This window comes from Streptomyces sp. WAC06614, assembly GCF_003949795.1.
In the GTDB taxonomy this organism is placed as follows: Bacteria; Actinomycetota; Actinomycetes; order Streptomycetales; family Streptomycetaceae; genus Streptomyces.
In genome coordinates, this window is sequence record NZ_RPRY01000779.1 from 1 (window position 1) to 652 (window position 652).

Sequence of the window (652 nt, forward strand, 5' to 3'; positions counted from 1 at the left end):
GCCTATGCGCGCGTCATCGACCTGCTGGGCGAAGGCGAGATCTACGGCCCGGTGCACGGCATGGACAATGCGCTGCGCGACGTCTACCTGAACGGCACGCCCGTGGCCAACGAGGACGGCTCGTTGAACTTCAGCGGCGCGTCGATCGACTTTCGCACCGGCACGCAGTGGCAGGATCCGCTGCCCGGTTTTCCCGCCTCGGAAAGCACCATCGGCATCAATGCCGAGCTCAAGTCGAGCCAGCCGTGGACGCGCCTGTTCACCAATCTGCAGGCGTCGGCGGTGCGCGTGACGCTGGCCGTGGAAGGACTGCGCCGCGCCGACACCAAGAATGGCGACATCAACGGCTACCGCGTCGAGTACGTGATCGAGCTGAACACCGATGGCGCCGGCTACCAGGTGGTGCTGTCGACCGCCTTCGACGGCAAGACCACGCAGCGCTACGCGCGCTCGCATCGCATTGACCTGCCTGCCGGTGCGCAGCAGGGGTGGAGCGTTCGCGTTCGGCGCCTGACGGCTAACGCGAACAGCAACACGATCGCGGATCGCACCATCGTCGACGCCGTGACCGAAGTGATCGACGCCAAGCTGCGCTATCCCATGTCCGCTGTCGTAGGGATCAAGATCGACGCGGCGCAGTTTCAAAGCGTGC

The 652-nt window shown here is 65.5% G+C and carries 1 pseudogene; it reads left to right on the top strand.

What is annotated here, in order from left to right:
* Nucleotides 1-652, top strand: a pseudogene (locus tag EF918_RS36460) (hypothetical protein); the annotation flags it as partial.